The sequence below is a fragment of the Arthrobacter sp. TMP15 genome (assembly GCF_039529835.1).
Lineage (GTDB): Bacteria > Actinomycetota > Actinomycetes > Actinomycetales > Micrococcaceae > Specibacter.
Genome location: NZ_CP154262.1, coordinates 3,153,897 through 3,178,626, shown reverse-complemented (window position 1 = coordinate 3,178,626; position 24,730 = coordinate 3,153,897). Strand labels below are relative to the sequence as shown.

Below are 24,730 nucleotides of genomic sequence, written 5' to 3'. Positions count from 1 at the left end.
CTGAGAAGTGGTGAACGCCGCCATGGAACTCAATGCTTTTGCGCTGGCCACCCAAGTGGTCATTTTAATAGTGGCCCTCGGTGCCTTGCACCAACCGGTGGGAAAATATTTAGCTGCAACATTTAGTAGTCACAAGCACTTCGTCATGGAACGTGGCTTATACAAACTGGCAGGCGTGGACCCTCACGCAGATCAGCATTGGAAGATTTACCTGCGCTCGCTGCTGGCCTTTAGCATCGTCTCCATTGTGGTGTTATTTTCCTTCCAACTGCTCCAAGGGGTGCTTCCGTTCAACCAGGGCCTGGGGTCCGTTGATCCGTGGGTTGCCATGAACACGGCCGTATCCTTTGTGACCAACACCAACTGGCAGACGTACGCACCGGAAACCACGCTGGGCTTCGGTGTGCAGATGCTGGGGCTGGCCGTGCAGAACTTCCTCTCCGCCGCCGTCGGACTCGCAGTGGTGGTAGCGCTGATCCGCGGACTCGTGCGGGCCCAAACTTCCAATCTAGGGAACTTTTGGGTGGATCTGACCCGCGGCGCACTCAGAGTGCTACTGCCCATCAGCATCATTGGCGCAGTGGTGCTGATCATCACAGGGGTTGTGCAAAACTGGGGCGGCACCGACATCCACACCCTGGTTACCGGTGCTCAGCAGACTGTCCCGGGCGGGCCCGTGGCCTCGCAGGAAGTTATTAAGCTCCTGGGCACCAATGGCGGCGGCTACTTCAACGCCAACTCCGCCCACCCCTTTGAAAACCCCAATGCGCTCAGCAACCTCTTTGAGGTGTTCTTGATCTTACTGATCCCGTTCTCCTTGCCGGCCATGTACGGGCGCATGGTGGGCGATAAACGCCAGGGCTACACGCTACTTACCGTCATGGCCGCCTTCTGGCTCATTTCCACAGCGCTGATGGGCTGGGCACTTGCCGCCTTCGCAGGCACCGGAACCAGCGTTGGTGAAGGCATTGAGCAACGGTTCGGCGCCAACGGCACAGCATTGTTCGCCACCGCCACCACGCTGACTTCAACCGGGGCCGTCAATGCCGCCCATGACTCCCTGCCGCCCTTGGCCGGCGGACTGGCCATGGTGAACATGATGCTGGGAGAAATTGCTCCCGGCGGCGTGGGCTCGGGACTGTACGGGCTGTTGGTGCTCTCAGTAGTGGCCGTCTTCATTGGCGGACTCATGGTGGGACGAACCCCGGAAATGCTGGGCAAAAAAGTTGGCGCCGGGCAAATGAAGCTGGTGGCGGTGTACATTCTGGTGACACCAACCCTGGTGTTGCTCGGTACGGCCATCACCGTCTCCATTCCTGCGCTCGCCGCCGCCGCACCCGCCGAAGGCCCGCATGGCTTCAGCGAGGTGCTGTACGCCTTCACCTCGGCCGCGAACAATAACGGCTCCGCCTTTGGGGGCATCACCAGCTCCGGACCGGCATTGGCCACCATGTTGGCACTGGCCATGTTCTTTGGCCGGTTCCTGCCGATCGCCCTGGTGCTGGCCCTGGCCGGTTCCTTCGCCAAACAACGCAAAATCCCCACTACTGCCGGCACCCTCGCCACGCACGGCCCCCTCTTTGCGGTGCTGCTTGGCGGGATCGTACTGATCCTCACCGCACTCACCTACTTCCCGGCGCTCGCCTTGGGCCCGGCTGCTGAAGGACTGCTGAAATGAACCTGACCACCCTCCGCGCGGCTCTGCCCCTGGCGTTCCGCAAGCTCAACCCCCGCCTCATGATCCATTCCCCGGTGATGTTCACTGTGCTCATCGGTTCCTTCTTGTGCACCGCGGTGAGTATCCAACAGCTCGTCCTGGGTTCCTCCACGGCAGTGTTTTCCATCAGTGTCACGGTCTGGTTGTGGCTGACCGTGCTGTTCGGAAACCTGGCCGAGTCCATCGCCGAGGGCCGTGGCAAGGCGCAGGCAGACAGCCTGCGTTCAGCCCGCAGCTCAGTCATGGCACGACGCCGGAGCTCGGCTTTGGTGCCCGCCGGCCAGTTGGCAGGGGAAGAGCCACAGTACAGCGAAGAAATGGTCCCCGGCACCGATCTGGTGGTGGGGGACATAGTGATTGTTGTTGCCGGGGAGTTGATCCCCAGCGACGGTGACGTCATTGAGGGCCTGGCCAGCGTTGATGAATCCGCCATCACGGGTGAATCAGCACCTGTGATCCGTGAATCTGGCGGGGACAGGAGTTCGGTCACCGGCGGCACCATGGTGCTCTCGGACAGGATTGTGGTTCGCATTAATGCAGCCAGCGGCAAAACGTTTTTGGACCGGATGATCTCCCTCGTGGAGGGCGCCACCCGGCAAAAAACACCCAACGAGATTGCCCTGAACGTACTCTTGGCCTCGCTGACCATCGTGTTCGTTGTGGCCATTATGACCTTGGCACCCATGGCGGCGTTCGCCGATGCGCTGCCAAGCCCTGTGGTCTTGGTAGCCCTGGTGGTCTGCCTGATTCCCACCACCATTGGGGCGTTGGTGCCGGCTATCGGTATAGCCGGCATGGACCGGCTCATCCAACGCAATGTGCTGGCCACCTCTGGGCGGGCCGTGGAAACAGCCGGCGATGTGACCACCTTGTTGCTGGATAAGACCGGCACCATCACGTACGGAAATCGCCGCGCAGTGGCATTTATTGCCGCCAGTGGTGTGAGCGCCAGCGAGCTGATCGAAACCGCCAGGTTGTCTTCTTTGGCCGATGAAACCCCCGAGGGCCGCTCCATTGTGGAACTGGCCGATGGGGAGGCTGAAGGAGTTGCGGCTGGTGGAATCGGCGCCACACAGGCGCTGAGTGCCGACGTTGAAATCATTGAATTCAGCGCCACGACTCGCATGAGCGGGCTGAACCTGCCAGTAGGCCACCTGGCCAACCCTGGCACCACTGTCCGGGAGGTCCGCAAAGGGGCCGGATCCGCCGTCGAACACTATGTCAGCGAGCGCGGCGGGCGGCTGCCAGCTGAAGTGCAACAGGCTGTAGAGACTATTTCCGGCACTGGTGGCACTCCGCTGCTGGTGGCCAGCTATGACGGCGAGCGCGCTCAGGTTCTGGGTGTCATTCACTTAGCGGATGTGGTTAAACCCGGCATGAAGGAGCGGTTCGCCGAGCTGCGGGCCATGGGCATCAAAACCATCATGATCACCGGGGATAACAAGATCACGGCGGCGGCCATTGCGGCCGAGGCCGGCGTGGATGACTTTGTGGCCGAGGCCACCCCGGAGGACAAGCTTGCCGTCATCAAAGCCGAGCAGGAGTCCGGGCGGCTGGTGGCAATGACAGGGGACGGCACCAACGATGCCCCGGCGCTGGCAGCCGCGGATGTGGGGGTGGCCATGAATTCAGGCACCAGTGCAGCCAAGGAAGCGGCCAACATGGTGGACCTGGATTCCGATCCCACCAAGCTGATCGACATTGTGGGCATCGGAAAGGCGTTGCTGATCACCCGTGGTTCCTTGACCACGTTCTCGGTGGCCAATGATGTGGCGAAGTATTTTGCCATTGTTCCGGCCTTGTTCGCGGCCACGTTCCCAGGGCTGGGGCTTTTGAACATCATGGGACTCTCCTCCCCGCAGAGCGCCATTCTCTCCGCCGTGATTTTCAACGCCCTCATTATTGTCCTGCTGGTGCCGGTGGCGTTGCGCGGGGTCAAATACCGGGCGGTGTCCGCCGCTCAGGCGCTGTCTAGGAACCTGCTGGTGTACGGATTGGGCGGCATGATTGCCCCGTTCATCGGCATCAAAGCCATTGACCTTGTTCTTTCTGCCTTCCCAACGATTGGTTAGCACTATGTACGCCTATGGACGCCAACTATTAACCGCTTTGCGATTCCTGCTGTGTGCCACACTCATTTTGGGTCTGGCCTACCCTGCCCTGGTCTTCGGGCTAGGACAGCTCATTGCTCCCGCACAAGCCAACGGTTCACTTGTCAGCGTGGATGGGAAAGCTGCGGGCTCTTCACTGCTTGCCCAGCCCGTCACGGGAGATGAATTCTTCTACCCCCGTCCCTCCGCTGTCCAATGGGATGCGGCCGGGTCCTCACCGCGTAACTTCGGGCCCAATCAACCAGCACTGGTGGAGGCCCTGGCTGCTACCACTGTTGAGGTGGCTGCACGGGAAAACGTTGTATCTAAGAGCATTCCCCTTGATGCGCTGACGGCCAGTGGCTCCGGATTGGATCCGCACATTTCGGTGGCCAATGCGCAGATGCAGCTGCCTCGGGTAGCTAAAGCAACAGGGCTGGGCGAGCCCGCGGTGGGTGAGCTGATCCGGGAAAACACCAACAATGGTGTGTTGGGTTTCCTGGGTCAGCCTTCGGTCAACACCACCACGTTGAACGCCGCGCTACTCAAGGCGCGGAGCAATCCCTAAGGTACTGCGAGAATAAGCGTTATGGCACGGGGCATATTACGGATTTTTCTGGGCGCGGCACCCGGTGTGGGCAAAACCTACACCATGCTGGAGGAAGGTCGCGCCCAGTCTGCGGCAGGGGTGGACGTGGTGGCGGGCATCATCCTGGACCACGGCCGGGCCCAAACCCGGGCCCAAGTCCATGACCTTGAGGTGTTACCCACTGTGTGTATTGCCTACCGGGACGCGGACTTCCAGGAGCTCGACGTCGCGGCCCTCCTTGCGCGGCGCCCGGCACTGGCGCTGGTGGATGAGTATGCCCATAGCAACGTGCCAGGATCTGCCAACGCTAAACGCTGGCAGGATGTGGAGCAGTTACTAGCCGCCGGGATTGATGTCTACTCAACACTGAACGTCCAGCACCTTGCTTCCTTGGGGGACGTGGTGGAAACCATCACCGGGGTAAGGCAGCAGGAAACGGTACCCGATGACATTGTGCGTCGAGCAGAGCAGATTGAGCTTGTAGACATTGCCCCGGAACTGTTGCGGCAACGCCTCAGCGTGGGAAATATCTATGCCAGCGACAAGGTCGATGCCGCCTTGGCCAACTATTTCCGGTTGGGTAACCTCACAGCGCTACGCGAACTGGCACTGCTTTGGTTGGCAGACCGGGTCGAAGAAGGAGTGGCGCATTACCGCCAGAGCCACGGGATTGAAACCAGTTGGCCCATCCGGGAGCGGGTGGTGGTTGGTTTAACGGGCGGTCCCGAGGGGGAGTATCTACTGCGCCGAGCCGCCAGGATCTTGAGTCGGGTCAGTGGTGGGGAGCTATTGGCGGTGCATGTCCCGCGCTCCGATGGTGTGAGTGGGAACGCCCCCGCCGCTTTGGAGACTCAACGCCAACTCGTCACCGACTTGGGCGGCACCTATCACTCCGTGGGCGGGGATGATCCGGGGCAGGCCCTGTTGGAATTCTCTCGCAACGTTGGGGCCACCCAGATCGTCATTGGCACCTCTCGCCGGAAGCCACTGCTGGGGTTTTTGGCACGGCCTGGAGTTGGGGCCATGGTGGTGCGCAATGCCGGCGACATCGACGTGCACATGGTTCCGCACCCACTCGGTGCCACCACCAAGCGCATGCGCAACCGCGGGAAACTAAATAAAAAACGGGTAATCCTTGGCTTTGTATTGGCCGCAGTGCTGCCCATTTTGGTGCAATTAGGCACGGGGCCGCTGAGCCTGCAAACCACCATGGTCATACAACTGGCCGCCGCCATTGCTGTAGCCCTGGTGGGCGGACTCTGGCCAGCCATCGTGGCAGCTGTTTGGGGCACCTTATTGCTAAACTATTATTCGGCCCCACCCGTGGGAACGCTGACCATTAGCGACCCCGAAAATCTTCTGGCCCTAGCCATCTTCCTCCTAGTGGCGGTGGCCGTGGCGCTCGCCGTTGACCAATCCGCGCGGCGCTCGCGGGAAGCCATCCGCGCCGGGGCTGAGGCAGCTACATTAAGTGAATTGGCCCGCGGAATTTTGGCTTCCCAGGATACCGTCCAGGTGTTCCTAGGTCAGGTTCGCGATCACTTCGCCATGACCTCGGTGGTGCTTTTTAGTGGCACCGGCAGTGATCTGTCCACCTGGCGAGCCGACGCCTCCGTGGGCGAGAACCCGCCGGCTACCCCCAACGACGCCGAGAACGTTGAAGAAATCTCTGAACGGTGGATGCTGGGGCTCAATGGCCGCGTGTTGCCAGCTAGCGACCGCCGCCTGCTCAGTGCTTTCGGCGCCCATCTGATGGCGTTGGAACAACGGGAAGCACTGACTCTGACACAGCGAGAAAACCAACAGCTCTCCCAGGATAATAAGATTCGCACCTCCGTACTGCGGGCCGTATCCCATGACCTGCGCACCCCCTTGGCCGGTATCAAACTCTCGGTGAGTAGCCTGCGGCAAACGGGGGTGAGCTTTAGTGCCGAAGATGAAGCCGAACTTTTGGCAACCATAGAGCACTACGCGGATAAAATGGATGCCTTGGTTGGCAACCTCTTGGACATGTCCCGGCTCAGCGCGGAAATGGTCAACCCTGTCTCGGGACCTGTGACGTGGATGGAGGTGCTGCCAGTGGCGTTGCACGGCCTTCCATCAGAACGGATCCACAGTGAAGTACCCGCGAACATGCCACCCATTGAGGCTGATCCGGGGCTCCTAGAACGCGTCATTGCCAATATCGTTGAAAACGCAGTTAAGTATGCTCCGGACTCTTTCATCACTGTGCTTGGCTCCATAGGTGGCAGCGGCAGTGCCACCATCAACGGCCATCCGGCCAGCGAATTGCGCATAGTGGATCATGGCAAGGGCGTCCCCGCAGCCGATGTTATGGCCATGTTCAAGCCTTTTCAACGGCTCGATGACGTCTCTTACGGCCCACAGGGTGGTACCGGTGTTGGGCTGGGCCTGGCCGTCGCCAAAGGTTTCACCGAAATTATGGGTGGCGTTCTGGAAGCCGAACAAACACCCGGCGGCGGATTGACCATGATCATCAGGATGCCGCTCTCCACGGGAATTTCCAGACCACCCAGTCACGAGAACCACCAGAACACTGTGAGGAAACAGCTGTGACCACTGTCTTAATAGTTGATGATGAACCGCAGATCCTGCGAGCCCTGCAAATCAACTTGCACGCGCACGGGTACACGGTTGTTCCGGCTGCCAACGGGACCACAGCGCTGGCGGCGGCCCAAACCCAGGCGATTGACGTCGTCGTACTTGATTTGGGATTGCCGGATATGGACGGGCTAGAGGTGATTGCCGGGTTGCGTGGCTGGAGTGAGGTGCCCATTATTGTGCTCTCTGCCAGGCACGGCTCGCAGGACAAAGTACAGGCACTGGATGCTGGTGCCGATGACTATGTCACGAAGCCGTTCGGGCTCGATGAGCTGCTGGCCAGGGTGCGTGCTGCCACGCGGCGGGCCGGTCCTTCGACGGCTGAGTCGATTGTTGAGGCGGCGGAATTCACGGTAGATCTTGCCAATAAGGTGGTGCATCGTGGCGGCGAGGCTGTGCGGATGACTCCTACTGAGTGGAATGTGTTGGAGTTGCTGGTGCGTAATCCCGGCCGGCTCGTTAGCCAGCAGCAAATCCTGATTGAGGTGTGGGGTCCGGCGTATGCGAAGGAAACTCATTACCTGCGCGTTTATATGGCGCAATTGCGACGGAAACTGGAGCGGGATCCGGCAAATCCTGTGCACTTATTGACGGAAGCCGGGATGGGTTACCGTTTTTCGCCGTAAAGCTTCGACTCCTGCGCACCATGGTCCACTGTGGTGCCGCAGCGATCACAGTGGCGGCACTAGCATAGTGAAACGGTGCGCAGGAGTCGAAGCCTACAAATTAGATGGCAGAATTGGAGCACGCCGCACTGCACAGTTCATGGTTACCTCAACCCGGTGTAGCGCCTCTTTTTCGCACCCCCTTTGAAGGACACCGCATGACATCTGCCCCGCCCATCGGCAAGGCACGTACCATCGCCCTGATTTCTTTGTTCATGGCCTCGTTCATGGAACTACTCGATGCCACCATCGTCAACGTTGCTCTTCCTGACATTGAGCGTGCCCTTGGCGCCCAAAACGCCGAGCTGCAATGGATGGTGGCTTCCTACACGCTGGCACTGGCGATAGGACTGATTACCGGATCCCGCTTGGGAGATATTTACGGACGCAAAAAGATCTTCATCATTGGTCTTGTAGCGTTCACCGTTGCCTCGGTGATGTGCGGGGCAGCCATGAACCCAGAAATGCTCATTGCCTCCCGCGCGTTGCAAGGATTCGCATCAGCGGCCATGATCCCGCAGGTGCTTTCCAGCCTGCAGGTCATGTACAAACCCTCCGAACGTGCCGGAGCAATGGCAGGATTCTCAGCACTGGCGGGTGTTGCCGCGGTTTCTGGACCCATTTTGGGCGCCATCCTGACCGATGCCGACGTCTTTGGTTGGGGATGGCGCACCATCTTCTTCGTCAATGTTCCCGTGTGTATCTTCGCGGTTATCTGCGCAGTGAAGTTCGTGCCCGAATCGGTTGCCCCTGTGCGGCACAAACTAGATCTGTCCGGCGTCGTCATTCTGGCCGTGGGCATGATGGCGATCCTGTATCCGCTCACCATGGGACGTGAGGAAGGCTGGCCGGTGTGGACGTATCTTTCCATGGCGTTGGGTGTACTGGTTCTGGTGGGCTTCGTGCTGCTGCAACGCCGTGCTGAACAGCGTGGAAAAGAGCCGTTGGTGGCTGTTTCCCTGTTCAAAAGCCGCCCGTTTGCTGCAGGCATCGCCATGATGTTCCTGTTCTTCATCCCCATGAACGGCTTCTTCCTGATCCAAACTTTGTTCCTGCAGCTCGGTTTGGAATACCCCATTCTGAAAGCCGGGCTTACCATGATCCCGTTCTCCATCATGGTCCCCGTTCTGGCTGGAATCTCTGCCGCGATCCTGGCTCGAAAGATCGGCCGGGTTGTCCTGCAGCTGGGCCCGTTGGTGGTTGCCATCGGCTTTGTGGTGCTGATCTTCACCGTCCAAGGGGTTGGCGGCACTGTGACGCCGTGGCACCTGATTGCGGGTCTGGCTCTTAGTGGCGCGGGTTTCGGCATGGTGGTGGCCCCGGTGGGCATCTTTGTGCTCTCTGAAGTCCCCACCAAATTTGCTGGCAGCGCGTCGGGTCTTTTTAACACCACGAGCCAGCTGGCAGGGGCGCTGGGTGTGGCCATTATCGGCACCATTTTCTTCGATGCGCTTGAGGGTAGCGGCGCAACCAGCCAGTCGGCGGTGTTTATAGACGGCTTCACCTCCACCATGTGGGTCATGGCCGCCGGTATGGTGCTGGCCTCTGTCGCGGCGTCGTTCTTGCCTCGGTGGGCTTCAGAGTCAGACCTCCCGGATGAGGTGCCAGCAGCATTGGTTGGCGCTTAGGAAGTGCGACGCCGGGACTCATCACTGTGGGTCCGGCACCTGAGCTGCCCTAGAGTTAGGCCATGACTTTCTTGACCCCACAAACCGGCTCAGTGCTGGCCATTTGCCGAGTACACCAGCTGATCACCACTAAGACAGGATTTGGCGCCACGGGCATCGACAAGCGCACCATCATGGGCCCCGTTGGCATCCGTAAGTTTGGTGTATTTGGTGATGTTCAAGGGGACACCGAACATCACGGCGGTCCGGATCAGGCCGTCTACGCGTACTCACAAGAAGACGCTGACTACTGGGCTGTTGAGTTGGGCCGGCCCATTCCTGCGGGTCTCTTTGGCGAAAATTTGCGCACCCAAGGTGTTGAAACCAGCCAAGCCGTGATTGGTACCCGGTGGCGGATTGGCAAGGCACTTTTGGAAGTCACTTCGCCGAGGGTCCCATGCGCCACTTTTGCCGAACGCATGGATGAGCCGCAGTGGGTGAAACGCTTCACGCAGGTGGGCCGCGTTGGGACTTATTTGCGCGTGCTGGAACATGGCAAAGTACAGGCGGGGGACGCCGTCGTACTTGAACGTGTACCGGAACACGGAATCACTGTAGGAAAGTTTTTCGCCGACCCCACACTGGCTGATGTGCTGATGCTGCAGGGCTTGGAAGCCGCGGGCGAACTAACGCTCTCCAAACATTTTTACACTCGGTTCGAGAAGATGCTCCGATAGGGAATTTCCGCTCGTCAGGTCTACCAATCATGCAGATCAGCGATGGTGTGCCGAAACTCACGGGCTCACTTTAGCTTTCTCTGTATCGCGGCGCGCAGGGATGGCCTACAATTAAAACATCCCCCACTCCGGTATCTCCTTTTTATTTTCTGCCCAATTTTTGAGGCAGGAGCCTGAAGTGTATGGGACCCGCAAGATCTTTCAGCGGGTAAGTAGTGCTCATAGGGGATTGCCGGCAAAGAAACGCCATGCGGTGTTGATCTAGGTCTTCACTTGCAGCCGTACCCACGGTGTACATGGCGCAAGATCCTGCCCGGGATGCCGAGAAGCGGCTGGATTTTACTCCAATGCGGCGTTCCTAGCCGCCTGGCCCTATGAATGAGGACATCCTGACTATGCCCGAAAATTTGATTGAAGATTCCCCCGCCACGGAGGAAAAGCACGAATTGACTTTCGCAGAGATGGGTATTGACGGCCGCGTGCTGTCTGCCCTGAGCGATGTTGGCTACGAGAAGCCGTCACCGATCCAGGCCGCAACCATCCCGTTGCTGCTTGAAGGCCGTGACGTTGTTGGTCTGGCCCAGACGGGTACCGGTAAGACGGCAGCATTCGCCGTACCTGCCCTGTCTCGTATGGCTGAGCTAATGGATCTCAACGGCCCCACCAAGGACACCCAGATTCTGGTTTTGGCCCCTACCCGTGAATTGGCTCTTCAGGTTGCTGAAGCCTTCACCTCCTACGCCAAGCACATGGAAAACTTCTCCGTACTGCCCGTTTACGGTGGCTCGGCTTACGGTCCGCAGCTGGCAGGATTGCGTCGCGGTGCTCAGGTTGTTGTTGGTACGCCAGGGCGTGTCATCGACCACCTTTCCAAGGGTTCCTTGAACCTGTCAAACCTGCAGTACCTGGTTTTGGATGAAGCCGATGAGATGTTGCGCATGGGCTTTGCTGAAGACGTTGAGCAGATCCTGTCCCAGACTCCGGCAGAGAAACAGGTTGCTCTCTTCTCCGCCACAATGCCTGGTGCGATCCGCCGTATCTCCAAGCAATACCTGAACAACCCGGCCGAGGTCACGGTCAAATCCAAAACCACCACGGGCGCGAACACCCGCCAGCGTTACTTGCAGGTCATGGGCCCGCACAAGCTTGACGCTTTGACACGTGTGCTTGAAGTTGAAGAGTTCGACGGCGTCATCGCGTTCGTGCGCACCAAGATGGCCACTGAGGATTTGGCCGATAAGTTGAAGGCACGCGGTTTCCAGGCCGCCGCCATCAATGGTGACATCCCGCAGCAGCAGCGTGAGCGCACCATCGAAGCACTGCGCAGCGGCAAAATCGATGTCTTGGTTGCCACCGATGTTGCGGCCCGTGGCCTTGACGTTGAGCGCATCACTCACGTCATCAATTACGACATCCCGCATGACACCGAATCCTACGTCCACCGCATTGGCCGTACGGGTCGTGCCGGCCGTTCAGGTGACGCGATTTTGTTCATGACCCCGCGTGAGAAGTACCTGCTGCGCGCCATTGAAAAGGCCACACGTCAGCCGGTTGACCAGATGCACCTACCCTCTGCTGAGACTATCAACTCGCTGCGTTTGGGTAAGTTTGCCGAGAAAATCACGCAGACTCTGGCAAGCCAGGATGTTGCCAAGTTTCGCGACTTGATCGCCACCTACGAGCAGGAGCACGACGTTCCTGCTTCGGAGATCGCTGCTGCCTTGGCCGTTATGGCCCAGGGTAACCAGCCGTTGCTAGTCAATGACCTCCCTGCTGCACCGGAGTACCAGAAGAAGGAACGCTCAAAGGATGGCTTCGGCTCCCGCGGCCCGACCCGGACCCTGACCGAAGGCAACGCCACCTACCGCATCTCGGTAGGCCGCCGCCAGCGCGTCATGCCCGGTTCCATCGTTGGCGCCATTGCCAACGAAGGTGGACTTTCCTCCGCGCAGATCGGCGGCATCGATATCCGCGCCGACCACACCTTGGTTGAATTGCCGGCAGAGCTGAGCAAGGACCAGTGGCGTGCACTGAGTAAGACTCGCATCAGCGGTGAGCTCATCAACCTTGAGCTGGACAAGGGCCGTCGCCCGTCCAGCGGTGGTGGCGGAGCCCCTTACAAGGCCCGCGAAGAGCGCAATGACCGCGGTCAAGGCGGCTTCAAGAAGAAGTTCGACGGCGATCGCAGCGGTGGATTCCGTGGCGGCGACAGGGACCGTGACGATCGCAGCTTCGGTGCTGACCGCGGTGGCCAGAGCCACACGGGCCACGGTGGCGGAGATCGTCGCCCCCGCCACGAAGGCGGAGCGAATTACAACAGCAAGGGCAAGTGGTAATAACCACGCTCTAAGGCGTTGAGGGCCGGTTGTCAGCGATGGCAACCGGCCCTTTCATTCCCCAAAATATTGCTCACAATATTCCCCAAAATATTGTCCCAAAGATGCTGTGATGTAATTCATTAGAAGGCTGTTGCCAACGCAGTGGTCTTGGGTGTTGAGCAGGTTTTTTGACCCGCTTTGCAGCTATTTTGACGTGAAAAGGGAAGCCGTGATCTCTTGCCGGGTGTTTGGTGAATCCTCGATTTCGTTTCCGGCAAATGCACTGGTAAAGTATTTTCTCGTTGCCCCCCTAGCTCAGTGGTAGAGCGCGTTCTTGGTAAGAACGAGGTCACCGGATCGATTCCGGTGGGGGGCTCGCAAATGAGAAGGCTCGTGTCAAGACGGTTTTGTCCGCGGGGCACGGGCTGTTCTTATTTATGGCGGCATAGCTCAGTTGGTTAGAGCGCACGACTCATAATCGTGAGGTCCCGGGATCGAGTCCCGGTGCCGCTACAGTGACGAGACCCGCAATTTCCGGCCTTTGGTCAGAGATTGCGGGTTTTTTGCTGCCCTCAAAGGGCTAAGACATCCTTCGCCCAGCTAGCGGCCAGAGAGGTGGCGTAGGCTGCCGATAAAGGGTTCATCTGAAAGCCTGAAAGCAAGGAGCAGTAATGAAGAAGATCTTGATAGTTGGCGGCCATGGAAAGATTGCCCTGCTACTGGCGCCAATGCTAAAGGATGCGGGATTTGAGGTCACCTCAGTGATTCGCAACGCGGCCCAGATTGACGATGTTGCAGAGTCCGGGGCAACCCCTGTTGTGCACGATGTGGCCTCATCCTCAGTTGCCGAACTCACCGACCTCTTCGTTGGCCAAGACGCCGTGATCTGGTCTGCGGGCTCAGGTGGCGGAGGAGCGGAACGTACTTACGCGGTGGATCGAGATGCAGCGATCGCAACGATGGAGGCTGCCGTGGAAGCCGGGGTTCAGCGCTATCTGATGGTTTCCTACCTGGGCGCTGGCCCAGACCACGGAGTCCCGCCGGAGGATGGCTTCTTCGCTTACGCCGAAGCTAAAGCGGCAGCAGATGCCAAGCTGCGTTCAACGAGTGCTTTGGCTTGGACCATTCTGGCCCCGGGAGCGCTGACTCTGGAGGCACCCACGGCCTTGATTGATCCAACACCGGCTGCCGAGCGGGACGCCTCTGCCGGGAACGATACTTCCCGGGGCAATGTTGCCCTCGTAGCCGCCGCTGTCTTGCAGCGCCCGGACACGATCATGCGGACCATTGAATTTACTGATGGCACAACTGAAATTGATGAGGCTCTGAACCCGTAAAGTAGTTCCGTGGAACAGCTAATACTCATCATCGGGCTTCTCTTCGCCACTGTCGTAGCAGTTGGTGTGGGGGACAAACTCAGACTTCCCTATCCGGTGCTGATGCTTATTGTTGCTGGAGCACTGACGTTCATTCCCGGGTTTCCTGACCTGCGGATTGATCCGGAACTAATCCTGCCGATTTTCCTGCCACCGCTGCTGTTCGCCACAGCACAAAAGAGCTCTTGGGCTGTCTTTCGGATCCGCTGGCGCACCATTCTCATGCTCGCGGTTGCGCTCATAGCCGTGTCAACGGCACTCGTGGCAGGGATTGCATGGTTGCTGATTCCAAGCATAGGTATCCCGGCCGCTATTGCGCTGGGGGCCATGTGTGCACCGCCAGATCCAGTGGCTGTGGAATCGGTGGCGGGGCGGGTGCATATGCCTCGCCGGCTCAGCACAGTGCTTCAAAGTGAAGGCCTGTTTAATGATGCAGCCGCAATCGTGATCTTCCAAGCAGCCGTGGCCGCGGCAATGGATGGTCAGCCGTTCGGGCTGGGCGTCATTGGCAAGTTCCTCCTGGGGGCAGCCATCGCGGTTGTGGTTGGCATGTTCATGGGTTGGGTAACTGGTCTGATTACAAGACTCATCACCTCCTCCGTGGCGCGCAGCGCGGTGACATTGGTGGTGCCGTTTGCTGCTTATCTTCTGGCGGAAGAGCTATGGGCCTCTGGTGTCATTGCGGTGGTGGTGACGGCGTTGGAGATCAAGCGTCATGCTCGGGCGGAGGACGCCACCGAGCGTGTTACCCGCGCCGCTTTCTGGGACGTGGTGGAGCTGCTGGTGACAGGGCTCGCCTTCGGTTTGGTCGGGCTGGAAGTTCGGGAGGTTATTCGGGCTGAGGGCTCAGAGATTTTGGGCATGCTTCCGGTGGCCATTGCGGTCAGTGTTTTGGTCATCGTTGTGCGCTTCCTCTGGTTTGCCGTGGCTGCGTTGCTGTCCAGGAAGCGGCAGGGTGATCTCCCTCCCACCAGTTTCAAAGATGTCATCATCCTTACCTGGTGTGGCATGCGCGGGCTGGCCACACTGGCCTTGGCATTGGCGCTGCCCGCAGTGCTGCCGTCAGGTGAGGCGTTCCCGGGCCGGCATGAAATTATTGTTGTTGCCTGCGCAGTACTTCTGAGCACGCTTGTGCTGCCTGGACTGACGCTGCCGTGGCTGATGAGGACACTGAAAGCAACGGACGACGGCGTGGAGGAACGTGAGGGAGCCAAACTACTGGCCCTGCGCGCTCAAGAAGCTGCTGTCGCAGCCCTGAAAAACAATAAAATAATCTCGAATCTGCCGCCGGAGAAGACTGCTCTTGTGAAGACGCGGATGCAGCAGCTGCACGCCGAATTGTTGGAAAGCGAGTTGCACAAGGACGGGGCAGACGAGAGTCGAAGGCGGGGCCGTGAGCTTGTTATTGCCGTCCAGACGATTGCTCTGGACGCAGCTCGCACGGAAGTGCTGATGGCCCGCAATGAGCCGGAGACGGATCCTGAAGTAGCGGACAGGGTGCTACGTCAGCTTGACCTGCGCACCATGATCATGCCGGACTAGCGCTCACCAGTTGTGAGTCAACGCGCAGGCTCAGGGCCGTTGAAGTTGGAGATGATGACACCCGCTCGTCCCTCGCGGGTGTCATCATCTCCAACTTCAACCTCGTCCAGAGGAGGAGCCCGCCCGGAGGCATGGCTTACAACGCTGAAAGTAGCGGGCTAACTGGCGCAGTTCACCAGTGTTGGCGCCAATGCTTTGTAGGACGGCACGTCGAATCTGGAATGATTGCCGTATACCCTAGAAGTATGTCTAGCACCGTTGGCCATGAAGCCGCCTCAGCACCTGTCCGCACCCGTAATATCCCGGCGGAGATCGCCCGCTCATGGCTCTTAGTGCCTGCCACACGTCCCGAGATCTTTGACGAATCAGCGAGCTCACGCGCTGACGCCGTGGTACTGGACATCGAAGATGCCGTGGACCCCAAGAAGAAGGACGCGGCCCGTTCCGACGTCATCGAGTGGCTCCGCAATGGCGGGCAAGCCTGGGTCCGCATCAATGACGTCCATTCAGCCTTCTGGGCCGACGACGTTGCGCAGCTGCGCAATGTTCCAGGACTTCTCGGCGTCATGCTGGCCAAGACAGAGAACGCCGAGCAGGTCAAAGAAACCTACCACCGTTTGGACGGCAAGACCCGTGTCCTAGCCCTGGTTGAATCCGCACTTGGTATAGAAGAAGCCAACAACATCGCCCGTGCAGAAGGTGCCTTCCGCCTCGCCTTCGGCTCCGGAGATTTCCGCCGGGACACTGGCATGTCAGCAGATCGTGAAGCCATGGCCTACCCTCGAGCGAAGCTCGTTGTTGCCAGCCGGGTCGGTAACCTGCCCGGCCCCATCGATGGCCCCACCGTGGGCACGAACCACCCAATCCTGCGCGAACAGTCGGCCATCACAGTTTCCATGGGAATGACGGGCAAGCTTTGCTTGGCCACCGACCAGACCACCATCATCAACGAGGTCATCAGCCCCACTCCCACGGATGTGGCGTGGGCTACCGACTTCATGGACGATTTCAAGGCTAGGGGCGGCGTCATCCGTGACGGCTCTGATCTGCCGCGTTTGGGCCGGGCAGAGAAGATCATGAAATTGGCCGTGGCCTACGGCGTTCAGCCGGCGCTTTAGCCCGCGCTCTATTTCAATGGTCGATTGCGCTCTGGTTCGCTCGGTTTCCTGGAACCAGGATGAAGTGGCGCTCTCACTCCTTACCGATGACGCCGCTGCCCGAGTGCCTTTGGCGCCGGGACAGTGGTTGAGGTTTAAGGTACTGTCCGGGGATGGCATTTCATCTCGCTACTGCTTGGGACACACCAGTGTGCAGGGCCCACATGAATCGGTACATTTCCCCTGCCCCAGTGGGCAGGTAGCCGAGCGCGGTTTTCAGTGTGGATCGTGTTTTGCCAAGGACGAAATGCGCTTTATGCACGATTTCCACCGCAGCGGGGTTGCCCCTGCGGGGATGCGGAACTATTTGGCGCAGCCCCATTGGCTGTATATCGCCACGTTTGCGGATGGCACAACCAAGGTTGGCACAGCCGCCATGCCCAGCAAATGGCGCCGACTCGCCGAACAGGGTGCCGTCACGGCCCAATATGTGGCGCTTGCAGATGACGGCGCTGTGGTGCGCCGCCTTGAAGATGCTGTTACTAAGGAACTGGGAGTGAGCCAGTTTGTCCGAGCTGCCGCGAAGCTAGCCGCACTCTGCGCTCCGCGCTCTACGTCGGAACTTCTCGAACACAACCTGAGGGTTGCCACCGCGGTGCGTGAATTCCTTGCCGAGGAAGATCTGGATGGTTTTGAAACTGTCAACGAAGAATGGCAAGGCAGCAGTTTTTCCGCCGAGCTTACCGGTGGCCGACCAAGAATCGCTTATCCGCAGTCGCTGCATTCGGGCACACACGGTATGCGTCTTGAATCAATGCTTGGCGCTCATGCCCTGGTGACTGTTGACGGTTCGGAACTTAGTTTTGTTGCCGACCTTGGTGCGCTCAAGGGGCACAAGATCAGCTTTGGGGACTACACCACCGAGGTCCCCGCGTTGCAAGAGGCACTCTTTTAGCGTCTCCCGCCCTCCCAAACCTCGCTTCGCTCGCTTCGGGCCCCGCGGCCGGTAGCGTCTCCCGCCCTCCCAAACCTCGCTTCGCTCGCTTCGGGCCCCGCGGCCGGTAGCGTCTCCCGCCCTCCCAAACCTCGCTTCGCTCGCTTCGGGCCCCGCGGCCGGTAGACTGGGGGGCGTGCTAAACGACTTTTGGGAAACCGCTCCACCTGCCTATAAATACGCTGTTTTTGGTGGCATGGGGCTGACGTTCATCGGCATCGTGATCATCATCATGGGCGCCGTAACAACAACGCCCTCTATGACCTTCATCGCCCTGCCGTTCATCGGCGTTGGGCTGTTGGCCCACATGGCGTCGTTGGGGTTACGCGGGCACAATATCCGCAAGGAGCTCAAAGCAGCGGAGCAGCGCGATAATGAACAAGCCGCCAAGCGGGCCGCAAAACGCCAGTAGGCAAGCGGGCCCCAACACTGGTTACCCGCCGTCGGGCTTCTGTTAGTGATTCACGGGTTCCGGATTGGCTACCGCACTGCGAAGGGTCCACAGGCACATCAGTGCAGCGACGAGCATCAAAACAACACTGACCATAGCGACGGTTCCAGAACCGGAATCAAAGGCGTGCTTGGCTGAGTCAAGCAGCGCCGCACCCTGCGGATCGGGAAGAGTGCCAGCAATGTCGATGGCACCACCGAGCGTCTGGGATGCTGTGTCCGAATCAGCAGCGGCAAGCCCCTCCGGTAACACCACATTGATGCGGTAAGCCGCAGCTAGAATACTGCCCAAAATCGCAGTCCCGAGCACTGATCCCACTTCGTAGGCCGTTTCCGAAATGGCTGATGCGGCTCCTGCCTTGGCAGGTGGTGCTGCGGCCAGGATGAGGTCGTTGGAAATGGTTTCGGCCATACCAACACCGGCGCCTAGAACAGCAAACGCGGCGATGATGCCGATTACTGAACCATCGGTATTCAACCAAACGATCAAGAAACCGGTGGCATTTAGTAACAGGCCCCCTGCCACAAGATATGAGGGTTTGAACCTGCCAGCCAGAGACGCCGCCAGCAACCCAGACACAATAGTGATGGCCAAACCAGGGACCAGCACATATGCGGCATGTGTGGGGGAAAGTCCCACCACCAGTTGCAGATGCTGGGTAATGAAGTACAAGAATCCAACCAACGCGAAAATGCTCAAAAGGTTGGCGCTGACGCTGCCACTAAATACGGGGTTCGTAAAAAGGGTTACATCCATCATGGGGTTCTTCCGGCGCAGTTGACGGCGCACAAACAACACGCCAAGTCCTACGCCGAGAACAATTAGTGCCACGTTCAGGGTAGAGAAGCCAGACTGGGCAAGTTCCTTGATGCCGAAAATTGTGGGAACCATGGCGCCAAAAGTCAGCAGGATACTCACTACATCGATCTTGCCGGGGTTGGGGTCCTTGGATTCCGGGACAAATATCGGTGCCAGCACAAGCAATGGGATCAGCACAGGCACAGACATCAGGAACACGGCACCCCACCAGAAATGCTCCAAAATGAATCCGCCCACGATGGGGCCCAAGGCGGCACCTCCGGAGAAGCCGGCCGCCCACACTGCAATAGCTGTGCGGCGCTGGCCCGGGTGCAAGAACACGTTCCGGATTAGAGAGAGCGTGGAAGGCATCAACATGGCACCAAACAAACCAAGCAGCGCCCGGTAACCAATGAGTGCTCCTGCGTTGGGCGCAAAAGCGGCAAACACGGACACAACGGCAAAGCCGGTGCTGCCGATCAGCAGTAGCTTGCGGCGGCCAAACTTATCAGCAATGCTGCCCATTGGTACTAGCAGTGCCGCCAAAACCAGCGGATAGATATCAATGATCCAGAGCAGCTCCGAGGCCGAAGGCACAAGCGCTAGGGAGATGGATGGGATGGCAAAACTAAGCACAGTATTATCCACCGAAACCAACAGAACCGGAAGCATAAGGACAGCCAAGGCTATCCAGCTACGGAAGCCTGCGCGTGGCGTGGGTTCGGGGCGAACCGCTGGAGGAGTGACCGATGATAGTGCCATATTTACAGTGTAAACCGTCTAGACGGTTTACTGTACCGTCTGGACGGTGTACTTCATCACTTCTTGTAGGGTAAATGGATGACTACACAACTCTCCACAAGAGATCGGGTGCTCGCGGCCTATGAAGACCTGCTCATCAGCGACGGTCCTCAGGCGGCAACTTTGGATGCTGTTGCCGCCTCGGCCGGTGTCTCAAAAGGGGGCTTGTTATATCACTTCAAAAGCAAGGAAGCGCTGATTGAGGCGCTTTTGGCCAAGCTGAACGAATACGCCGCCATTGATTTCACGGCCATGGCCCAGGACCCTTACGGCTGCGCCAGTTACTACATCCGCACCAGCGTCTTTGGAAACACACCCTTTGACCGGACTATTGTGGCGGCAATGCGCCTGAGCCAAAGCGAAGACGAGCGTGTGAGGGAGGCATTTTCGGAGCTTCATGCGCGCTGGTATGAATTGATTCTTAGCGACATTGGGGATCCAGCAGTCTCACGCGCCGTGATGCTCCTGGGGGATGGAATGTATAACAACGCAGCGCTGTTTGGGTTCCCCACAGGCGCAAAAAAGCATGATGATGCCCAGGAAAATATGGATGTGGCCTCGCTGGTGGCAATAGTTGAAAAGATGCGTCCCAGCCCGCGAGCATAGCGTGCGCACAGCACCATGCTGGCTATAGGCTTGATCGCATGAGTATCAATCCCGAGCTGCAGGGGCGCAGCTATCGTTTAGATGAAATTTATAGTGTCGGCAGAGAGTCCGTTCGAGACTTTGCCAGAGCAGTCAAGGCCAGTAACGCTGCCCATTTTGAGGTCGCTGCAGCCCAAGCGCTGGGGCATTCAGATCTGGTTGCGCCACCTACCTACGCCATCATCGTGGCACAACGTGCGGATGCTTTGCTGATCAACGATCCGGAATCCGGCATCGACTTCACTCGGGTGGTGCACGCTGAACAGCGATTCACTCACCACCGCGCCATTGTTGCCGGTGATGAACTGTTGGCAGAGCTGCACGTAGACAATGTGCGGGGTATGGGTGGCGGTGCCATGATCACAACGCGTGCGGAAATTTCAACTCTCGACGGCGAAGCGGTCGCCACTACCGTCTCAGCAATTCTGGTCCGCGGGGAGGGACAATAATGACTCATTCAGCATTGAACATTGCAGATTTTCCGGTGGGCACCGAAATTGGTGCACGGAGCCTTGAGATCTCCAGAGCAGATTTGATCAAGTACGCCGGAGCCTCGGGAGACTTTAACCCCATCCATTGGAACGATCGGTTTGCGCGTGAGGTTGAACTGCCCGGTGTGATTGCGCACGGCATGTTCACTATGGGGGCAGTTGTGCAATTAGTGACCGACTGGGTGGGCGATCCGGCCGCGATCCTCTCTTATGGCACGCGTTTCACGAAGCCTGTCCCTGTTGCCGATCTGGATGAGCTTCCCGGGGCCGTTGTTGAGGTGGTGGGTGTTGTAGGTGCTGTAGATTCCGACGCCGGGACGGTCCGGATCGATCTGGCTGTCACCTTAGGCGGAGCGAAAGTTTTGGTCAAGGCGCAAGCCACCGTGCGCTTAGCGTGAACCAAGTCAGTGCCTGGCGTAACGGTGTGCTCACTGCTTACGCCGGTTCCGGATTGGTTTTTGCCACCTGGGTATCTCGTATTCCTGCCATTCGCGACGACCTTTCCCTGACCCCGGGTGAAGTGGGGCTGATGCTGCTGTGCATGTCACTGGGCTCATTTGTCTCCGTGGCGGCTTCCGGGCTGATAGTGCTGCGTCTTGGCTCTAAATTGACGTCTCAGTTCGGTGTCATCATCCAAACCGTTGGAATCGTGGTGGTGGGCTTAGGCGCCTCGGTGTTCTCACAAACCCTTGTGGTGGGTGCCGGACTGATCATTGTTGGCCTCGGCACCGCGAGTTGGAACACAGCCTCCAACATTGAAGGGGCTGCGGTTGAACGTGCACTGGGGCGGCACATCATGCCGCGGTTGCATGGCTCATTCAGCATTGGCACAGTGGCCGGAGCGGGCGTGGGTGCGTTGGCTGCTTCTATGCATCTCCCGGTAGCCATCCACCTGTCAGTGATTGCCGCCATGGTCTGTCTGGCAGTTGTCAAGGGCACCACCCATTATCAAGCGGACAAACTCACCCCCACCGGCGCAATTGCGGTGAACGTTGTGAGCTCAAGCGCTGTGCCAGGTACCGGGCCTATCCCCATCATCACGGCCAGCACATCTGATTTCGGCGTCGTTGTTAAAAATAGTGGCAAGACCAAAGTAAATGACGCCAAGGCAGACGGCAAAGCCAAGATCGCAGCTGCTTGGCGTGACCCCCGCACACTGATGCTAGGCGCGTTGGTGCTTGGACTTGGCTTGGCAGAAGGTGCTGCCGGTGACTGGGTGGCGCTGGCCATGGTTGATGGTTACGAGTCCACCGCGGCCATTGGTGCGATTGGATACGGTATTTTTGTTTCTGCCATGACCATTGGCCGTTTTGTCGGAACAGTGGTTTTGGATAAGTACGGCCGGGTTCTGGTACTGCGCGTCGGGGCGGCCCTCGCCGTGCTCGGCCTGGCCATGTTTGTGTTTGCACCATCGGCCCAGGTTGCGTTGGCAGCCCTCGTGTTGTGGGGCTTGGGCTCTGCGCTGGGTTTCCCCGTTGCCATGTCAGCAGCCTCCGATGACCCTGTGCATGCTGCCGCCCGTGTTTCAGTAGTTTCCACGGTGGGCTATGGAGCGTTCCTTGGCGGTCCGCCGCTACTGGGCCTGCTTGCCGAACATGTTGGGGTGCTGCATTCCCTGCTGGCCGTACTTCTCATGCTGGTGGTGGCTTTCTTCCTCACGCCCGTAGTGCGGAAATCAAATGACTTAGAAAGCCCGGAAAGTACTGAAAAAATCGGTGACGATGCTCGCAAGGGATAGTGTGGATTTGTGAATGCGCAAAAGTATCTTTCTTCCCTGACAACCCTTGAGGTGGGCGGGCCGGCACACACGTACGTGGTTGCCACCACCGAGGCCCAGATCATTGCCGCCGTCAAAGCAGCCGACGATGCCGGGGAGGCGCTACTGGTTCTTGGCGGTGGCTCCAACTTGGTTGTGTGTGATGACGGCTTTGCTGGAACTGTCTTGAAAATCGCCAGCCAAGGTTACGCAGCAAACTCCCAAGACACCTGTGGTGGTGCTTCTGTGGTTGTCCAGGCAGGGCACGACTGGGACGACTTTGTGCACCAAAGCGTGCTGCACGCCTGGAGTGGAATTGAAGCGCTGTCCGGGATTCCTGGCAGCACCGGCGCCACCCCCGTCCAAAATGTGGGTGCCTACGGTTGCGAAGTTGGCCAAAGCATTGCGGCCGTGCGGGTTTGGGACAGGAAAGAATGCGCTGTCCAGACCTTCACCAACCACGAGCTAAAATTCGGGTATCGTGATTCACTGCTGAAAGCCACCACAGTCAACGGCTCCCCACGGTACGTGGTCCTAACAGTTGAGTTTCAGCTGCTTCTTGGCCGGATGAGCGCTCCCATCAAATATTCGGAACTTGCCCGCCGCCTTGACGTTGAGATAGGCAAGCGCGCCAATTCCCTGGAGGTCCGCAACACTGTCCTGGCCCTGCGGGCCTCTAAAGGAATGGTGCTGGATGCAGAGGATCGTGACACTTTTTCCACCGGTTCGTTCTTCACCAACCCACTGGTGACAGAAGAGGTGGCCAACACGCTGCCAACAGACGCGCCGCGCTGGACGGCAGGGGAGCTGGTGAAGCTCAGCGCCGCTTGGCTCATTGAGCAGGCCGGCTTTTCCAAAGGCTTCGGTCTTGCCGGTGAAGGGGAGGGTGCAGATCATGGGGCGCAAACTCCGGCACGGGCGTCCTTGTCCACCAAGCACACCCTGGCAATCACGAATCGTGGCGGGGCCAGTGCCGCCGATATCCTGGCGATTGCCCGGGAGGTGCGCGACGGCGTCGTACGTCAATTTGGTATTGTCCTGGAGCCGGAACCGGTGCTGGTGGGGTGCTCGCTCTAACGCTCAGCTGAGCTTGCCTCGAAGGGATATAGCGGTTCGTTGGCTCAGACCATACCCGGGTAGGGGGGTAAAATGGCACTGGGGAGTGATGTGTGCTACCGCCTCCTTGCGTAACGTAGAAGCTAGATTAGAACTTTTTCGTTGACGTGATGATTGGGCATCCGTGAGACAGCAAGAGGAGCACAATGTCATCTGCAACACTTGACACCATCGAAGCGTTGGACGGCGCACCAGTCATCAAGCCTGCGCGCAAGCGCCCGGCACGGGATCGCCAAGTCACGGATTTCATCCAGCTTTGCGAGCAGGTTCGCGCGGTTGGTCTCATGGAGCGAGACATTAAGTGGTACGTGGGCAGGTTCATTCGCCAGGGAATCGGATATTTGGCGGTCTTGGCGTTGTTCCTGACGTTGGGGCAGAGCTGGTGGCAGATGGTGACGGCTGTCCTGTTGGCGTTCATGTGCACACAGACCGCTTTCATTTCCCATGATGCCGCGCACCGTCAGGTGTTTGCTTCGGCGAAGAAAAACGCATGGCTTGCCCGGATCGCCGGTAACTTGTTCGTGGGCTTGTCGTATGGCTGGTGGATGAACAAGCACGGCAAGCACCACCTGAACCCGAACAAGATTGGCGTGGATGGCGATATTGATCCGGGCGCTCTGGTGTTTGATCCGGAAAATGCTGCCAAGCGCACCGGCTTTGCCAAGTGGTTCGCCCGCCGTCAGGGCGCATTCTTCTTCCCGCTGCTGACGCTGGCTGCTCTTGATCTGCACATCGCAGCAGTGCGGCGTGTGCTGGACCGCAAGCAGGTCATGCCGGAACGTGGTGCCGAGATCGCAATGCTCGTTTTCCGTCTGGTGGTCATGCCTGCGTTCACCGTATGGTTCCTTGGTTGGGGCATTGGCATTGCCTTCATCGTTGTACAGGTTATGGCCCTTGGTTTGTACATGGGCGGCTCCTTTGCCCCGAACCACAAGGGCATGCCGCTGGTCCCCAAAGACGTCAAGATCGACTTCATGCGCCGCCAGACCCTCATGAGCCGTAACATCACCGGTGGTTGGTGGGTTGATGCCGGCATGGGCGGTTTGAATTACCAGATTGAGCATCACCTCTTCCCCACGATGTCCTCCAAGAACCTGAAGGCTGTCCAGCCCATGGTGCGCGAGTACTGTGCAGAGCGGAATATCACTTACACAGAGACCACGCTGGGACAGTCATACATGATCGTGATGCGTTACCTCAACCGTGTTGGTCTTGGCCAGCGTGACCCCTTTGAATGCCCCATCACGGCAAATATGCGAAGCGCCCGGTAACTTCTGCTCACCAGCGGGGGTGCCAGATGCTTCGCCAGCCCGTAGAT

At 58.8% G+C, this 24,730-nt stretch carries 20 protein-coding genes and 2 tRNA genes; 21 read left to right on the top strand and 1 reads right to left on the bottom strand.

Going from position 1 to position 24,730, the window contains the following annotated elements:
* Positions 1-22 precede the first annotated feature (22 nt).
* The 15 genes from kdpA to AAFM46_RS14250 all read left to right on the top strand — a co-directional run bounded on the left by kdpA (position 23) and on the right by AAFM46_RS14250 (position 17,766).
* Positions 23-1,678 carry a potassium-transporting ATPase subunit KdpA gene (gene kdpA, locus AAFM46_RS14320; protein ID WP_283529929.1) on the top strand — a complete coding sequence of 552 codons (1,656 nt, stop codon included), beginning with the start codon at positions 23-25 and terminating at the stop codon, positions 1,676-1,678.
* Complete coding sequence (gene kdpB / locus AAFM46_RS14315; RefSeq protein ID WP_343318483.1) at positions 1,675-3,789, top strand: potassium-transporting ATPase subunit KdpB; 2,115 nt, start codon at positions 1,675-1,677, stop codon at positions 3,787-3,789. Before kdpA ends, kdpB begins: the two co-directional genes overlap by 4 nt.
* A 4-nt stretch (positions 3,790-3,793) precedes the next feature.
* Entirely contained in the window at positions 3,794-4,375 is a 582-nt protein-coding gene (kdpC, locus tag AAFM46_RS14310; RefSeq protein WP_343318481.1) for a potassium-transporting ATPase subunit KdpC, read from the top strand.
* A 21-nt stretch (positions 4,376-4,396) separates the two neighbouring features.
* A complete protein-coding gene (locus tag AAFM46_RS14305; protein WP_343318479.1) occupies positions 4,397-6,973 on the top strand; it encodes a DUF4118 domain-containing protein in 2,577 nt (858 codons plus the stop codon).
* Positions 6,970-7,644, top strand: a complete 675-nt coding sequence (locus tag AAFM46_RS14300) for a response regulator (protein ID WP_283529937.1) — start codon at positions 6,970-6,972, stop codon at positions 7,642-7,644. Before AAFM46_RS14305 ends, AAFM46_RS14300 begins: the two co-directional genes overlap by 4 nt.
* A gap of 197 nt (positions 7,645-7,841) precedes the next feature.
* Complete coding sequence (locus AAFM46_RS14295) at positions 7,842-9,311, top strand: MFS transporter (RefSeq protein WP_343318477.1); 1,470 nt, start codon at positions 7,842-7,844, stop codon at positions 9,309-9,311.
* Between the two features lie 62 nt (positions 9,312-9,373).
* Entirely contained in the window at positions 9,374-10,027 is a 654-nt protein-coding gene (locus AAFM46_RS14290) for an MOSC domain-containing protein (protein ID WP_343318475.1), read from the top strand.
* A gap of 374 nt (positions 10,028-10,401) precedes the next feature.
* Positions 10,402-12,363, top strand: coding sequence for a DEAD/DEAH box helicase (locus AAFM46_RS14285; protein WP_343318473.1), 1,962 nt, complete (start codon positions 10,402-10,404; stop codon positions 12,361-12,363).
* A gap of 286 nt (positions 12,364-12,649) precedes the next feature.
* Positions 12,650-12,721, top strand: a tRNA-Thr gene (locus AAFM46_RS14280).
* Between the two features lie 63 nt (positions 12,722-12,784).
* Positions 12,785-12,858: transfer RNA gene (locus AAFM46_RS14275), tRNA-Met, on the top strand.
* 158 nt (positions 12,859-13,016) lie between these two features.
* Positions 13,017-13,682 carry an NAD(P)H-binding protein gene (locus tag AAFM46_RS14270; RefSeq protein WP_343318471.1) on the top strand — a complete coding sequence of 222 codons (666 nt, stop codon included), beginning with the start codon at positions 13,017-13,019 and terminating at the stop codon, positions 13,680-13,682.
* Between the two features lie 9 nt (positions 13,683-13,691).
* On the top strand, positions 13,692-15,263 hold the full coding sequence (locus AAFM46_RS14265; protein ID WP_343318469.1) for a Na+/H+ antiporter: 1,572 nt from the start codon (positions 13,692-13,694) through the stop codon (positions 15,261-15,263).
* Between the two features lie 245 nt (positions 15,264-15,508).
* Positions 15,509-16,381 carry a CoA ester lyase gene (locus AAFM46_RS14260; RefSeq protein WP_283529950.1) on the top strand — a complete coding sequence of 291 codons (873 nt, stop codon included), beginning with the start codon at positions 15,509-15,511 and terminating at the stop codon, positions 16,379-16,381.
* Positions 16,382-16,676: 295 nt separating this feature from the next.
* Positions 16,677-17,315 (top strand): DUF2797 domain-containing protein, encoded by a 639-nt coding sequence (locus AAFM46_RS14255; protein ID WP_283529952.1) that lies wholly within the window; start codon positions 16,677-16,679, stop codon positions 17,313-17,315.
* A gap of 175 nt (positions 17,316-17,490) precedes the next feature.
* A complete protein-coding gene (locus AAFM46_RS14250; protein ID WP_283529954.1) occupies positions 17,491-17,766 on the top strand; it encodes a DUF3188 domain-containing protein in 276 nt (91 codons plus the stop codon).
* 42 nt (positions 17,767-17,808) lie between these two features.
* On the opposite strand, the gene AAFM46_RS14245 is transcribed toward AAFM46_RS14250, so the two are convergent.
* On the bottom strand, positions 17,809-19,365 hold the full coding sequence (locus AAFM46_RS14245) for an MFS transporter (protein ID WP_283529957.1): 1,557 nt from the start codon (positions 19,363-19,365) through the stop codon (positions 17,809-17,811).
* 78 nt (positions 19,366-19,443) lie between these two features.
* Between AAFM46_RS14245 and AAFM46_RS14240 the strand changes: the two genes are divergently transcribed.
* From AAFM46_RS14240 to AAFM46_RS14215, 6 genes are all read left to right on the top strand, one after another.
* Positions 19,444-20,010: a TetR/AcrR family transcriptional regulator gene (locus AAFM46_RS14240; protein ID WP_283529958.1), complete on the top strand. Its 567-nt coding sequence runs from the start codon at positions 19,444-19,446 to the stop codon at positions 20,008-20,010.
* Positions 20,011-20,048: 38 nt separating this feature from the next.
* The gene (locus AAFM46_RS14235) at positions 20,049-20,498 is read left to right on the top strand and encodes a MaoC family dehydratase N-terminal domain-containing protein (RefSeq protein WP_283529960.1); all 450 of its coding nucleotides are present in this window, start codon (positions 20,049-20,051) and stop codon (positions 20,496-20,498) included.
* Positions 20,498-20,938, top strand: a complete 441-nt coding sequence (locus tag AAFM46_RS14230) for a MaoC family dehydratase (RefSeq protein WP_343318466.1) — start codon at positions 20,498-20,500, stop codon at positions 20,936-20,938. Before AAFM46_RS14235 ends, AAFM46_RS14230 begins: the two co-directional genes overlap by 1 nt.
* Positions 20,935-22,278 carry an MFS transporter gene (locus tag AAFM46_RS14225; protein ID WP_343318465.1) on the top strand — a complete coding sequence of 448 codons (1,344 nt, stop codon included), beginning with the start codon at positions 20,935-20,937 and terminating at the stop codon, positions 22,276-22,278. The genes AAFM46_RS14230 and AAFM46_RS14225 overlap by 4 nt, the downstream gene beginning before the upstream one ends.
* 9 nt (positions 22,279-22,287) lie before the next feature.
* A complete protein-coding gene (locus tag AAFM46_RS14220) occupies positions 22,288-23,373 on the top strand; it encodes a UDP-N-acetylmuramate dehydrogenase (protein ID WP_343318463.1) in 1,086 nt (361 codons plus the stop codon).
* 185 nt (positions 23,374-23,558) lie between these two features.
* Entirely contained in the window at positions 23,559-24,683 is a 1,125-nt protein-coding gene (locus AAFM46_RS14215) for an acyl-CoA desaturase (protein WP_343318461.1), read from the top strand.
* The last annotated feature ends 47 nt before the right edge of the window (positions 24,684-24,730 follow it).

What these genes read in the sequence shown, in the direction of transcription:
- kdpA (WP_283529929.1), top strand. Translation starts at nt 23, where the DNA reads ATGGAACTCAATGCTTTTGCGCTGGCCACCCAAGTGGTCATTTTAATA.
- AAFM46_RS14240 (WP_283529958.1), top strand. Translation starts at nt 19,444, where the DNA reads ATGACTACACAACTCTCCACAAGAGATCGGGTGCTCGCGGCCTATGAA.
- AAFM46_RS14305 (WP_343318479.1), top strand. Translation starts at nt 4,397, where the DNA reads ATGGCACGGGGCATATTACGGATTTTTCTGGGCGCGGCACCCGGTGTG.
- AAFM46_RS14235 (WP_283529960.1), top strand. Translation starts at nt 20,049, where the DNA reads ATGAGTATCAATCCCGAGCTGCAGGGGCGCAGCTATCGTTTAGATGAA.
- kdpC (WP_343318481.1), top strand. Translation starts at nt 3,794, where the DNA reads ATGTACGCCTATGGACGCCAACTATTAACCGCTTTGCGATTCCTGCTG.
- AAFM46_RS14245 (WP_283529957.1), bottom strand. Translation starts at nt 19,365, where the DNA reads ATGGCACTATCATCGGTCACTCCTCCAGCGGTTCGCCCCGAACCCACG.
- AAFM46_RS14285 (WP_343318473.1), top strand. Translation starts at nt 10,402, where the DNA reads ATGAATGAGGACATCCTGACTATGCCCGAAAATTTGATTGAAGATTCC.
- AAFM46_RS14255 (WP_283529952.1), top strand. Translation starts at nt 16,677, where the DNA reads ATGCACGATTTCCACCGCAGCGGGGTTGCCCCTGCGGGGATGCGGAAC.
- AAFM46_RS14260 (WP_283529950.1), top strand. Translation starts at nt 15,509, where the DNA reads ATGTCTAGCACCGTTGGCCATGAAGCCGCCTCAGCACCTGTCCGCACC.
- AAFM46_RS14215 (WP_343318461.1), top strand. Translation starts at nt 23,559, where the DNA reads ATGTCATCTGCAACACTTGACACCATCGAAGCGTTGGACGGCGCACCA.
- AAFM46_RS14270 (WP_343318471.1), top strand. Translation starts at nt 13,017, where the DNA reads ATGAAGAAGATCTTGATAGTTGGCGGCCATGGAAAGATTGCCCTGCTA.
- AAFM46_RS14295 (WP_343318477.1), top strand. Translation starts at nt 7,842, where the DNA reads ATGACATCTGCCCCGCCCATCGGCAAGGCACGTACCATCGCCCTGATT.
- AAFM46_RS14230 (WP_343318466.1), top strand. Translation starts at nt 20,498, where the DNA reads ATGACTCATTCAGCATTGAACATTGCAGATTTTCCGGTGGGCACCGAA.
- kdpB (WP_343318483.1), top strand. Translation starts at nt 1,675, where the DNA reads ATGAACCTGACCACCCTCCGCGCGGCTCTGCCCCTGGCGTTCCGCAAG.
- AAFM46_RS14290 (WP_343318475.1), top strand. Translation starts at nt 9,374, where the DNA reads ATGACTTTCTTGACCCCACAAACCGGCTCAGTGCTGGCCATTTGCCGA.